This is a genomic window from Prevotella sp. (assembly GCF_036570325.1).
In the GTDB taxonomy this organism is placed as follows: Bacteria; Bacteroidota; Bacteroidia; order Bacteroidales; family Bacteroidaceae; genus Prevotella.
In genome coordinates this window covers 1-1,813 of sequence record NZ_DATCYK010000105.1, presented here as the reverse complement: position 1 = coordinate 1,813, position 1,813 = coordinate 1, and the positions used below count along the sequence as shown (strand labels likewise).

The window sequence follows — 1,813 nt, the reverse complement described above, 5'->3', positions numbered from 1 at the left end:
AAGGGGATGACCCGTAAGGGTAGTCCACATCAAATAGGGTCCACGCATTCTAGGCACATGAAAATGAATGCGTAAACCCTATTTTTTGTGTACTCCCTTTTGTATCATCAGCCATATTTTTAGCTATGACGAGAGCCATCTTTATTATGTTATGTGCCATTGCCATCAATCCAAATTCAATCTTCACTTTATCATTCCCCCTTAACCTGAATTTTTTGAATGACAAATTAGCCTTCATATTTCCGAAGACTGTCTCAGGTTCTATTTTTCTTTTTGCATAAATTTTCATGGAATTTTCATCATGAAGTAATTTATCTCTTACATCTGCTTTAAGTTCTTCATAAACTGGATTATAATGTATTTGTCTATTTCCTTTAGATTTTGTGCACTCTTTTTTATATGGACAATCAGAGCAATTTTCACATTCATATATTTTAAAATCACGTGTATATCCATATTTATCAGTTTTCCTACTATAGTGTTTAAATTCAAGATTTTTATCATTTGGACAAATAAATCTATCACACTCTTCATCATAAAACCAGTTTTTCCAATGCTTTATGTTTTTACTGTAGCTACGCTTTTCTTCAAGTCTCATAGTATTATAAGGTATCAAAGCATTGTATTCATTATCTTTACAGTACATATAATTTTCTTCACTCCCATATCCACCATCAGCCACTATAGTTTCAGGCAAAATGATACCCCTTCTAATCATTTCTTTAATATGAGGAATAAATGTTCTGACATCTGTTGGATTGCTGTGAATGCTATAATTTAACACAAACTGATTATTTGTTCCAATCTGCACATTATAACCTGGCTTTAGTTGTCCGTTTTTCATATAATCATCTTTCATTCTCATGAATGTTGCACCATGATCTGTTTTTGAAAAACTGTTTCTACCGTTGGCAATTGTATTATTAATTTCATATTTTTTCATTCTCGGAGAAAAGTCTTCATCAAATTTTTTCTTTAGCTTTTTTATAGGTCTTTTTCTTATATTTTCTGCTCCTATTAACTCTAGTTCTTCTTCAATTTTGGTTAATTTATTTGATATATGATCAATTTCATGAGAATGAATAATGGCTTTTTTATACTTACTGTCTTTCTCTTCGAGAGACTTAAGTATACCATAAGATAGTTCTGACAAGTCTTTCATACCATCAAGTAAGTCATATTCTTTGTTTTCTTCTTCGGCAATATTAACGGCTTCCTTTAAAAAAACCTTTAACTTATCTGTAAGTTTATCCTGATAGTTTAAAGTTGACTTTGTCCATACAAATGAAAATTTATTTGCATTAGCTTCTATTTTTGTACCGTCTAAATAGTATATATCCGTATTTGCATATCCATTTTCTATTAGATATATTACCAGTGTTTCGAATATATCTTCGATGGCATATTTCAATCTCTCGCTCCTAAATCTATTGATAGTTCTAAAGTCTGGTGTTGTTCTTCCTGTTAACCAAATCATGGGAATATGTTCTTTACACATTTTTGCCATCTTCCTGCCAGATGTTACTCCTTGAGTATATGCGTAAATAACTATTTTAAGCATCATTTTTGGATGGTAGGAACTTCTTCCACCACCTTCGTAAAATTTTTCTAGGAATTTATCATCAATATTTTCTACAACTTCATTTACTATTCTTGAAATATGATTTTCATCCACCCAATTTGTAATATCTGATGGTAAGCATAGCTGATTCATGTTATAATTGATGTAGGTAACCTTTTGGTTATTCATAAAAAATCATCTCCTTTTTATTGTTTTTGTCGTTACTAACATTATATCATGGAGATGTTTTTT

Annotated in this window: 1 protein-coding gene; it reads right to left on the bottom strand. The window is 30.6% G+C overall.

Features of this window, described 5'->3' with window-relative positions; genetic code table 11:
* Window positions 1-49: 49 nt before the first annotated feature.
* Window positions 50-1,750 (bottom strand): IS1182 family transposase, encoded by a 1,701-nt coding sequence (locus tag VIR50_RS10095; RefSeq protein ID WP_331935004.1) that lies wholly within the window; start codon window positions 1,748-1,750, stop codon window positions 50-52.
* Window positions 1,751-1,813 lie beyond the last annotated feature (63 nt).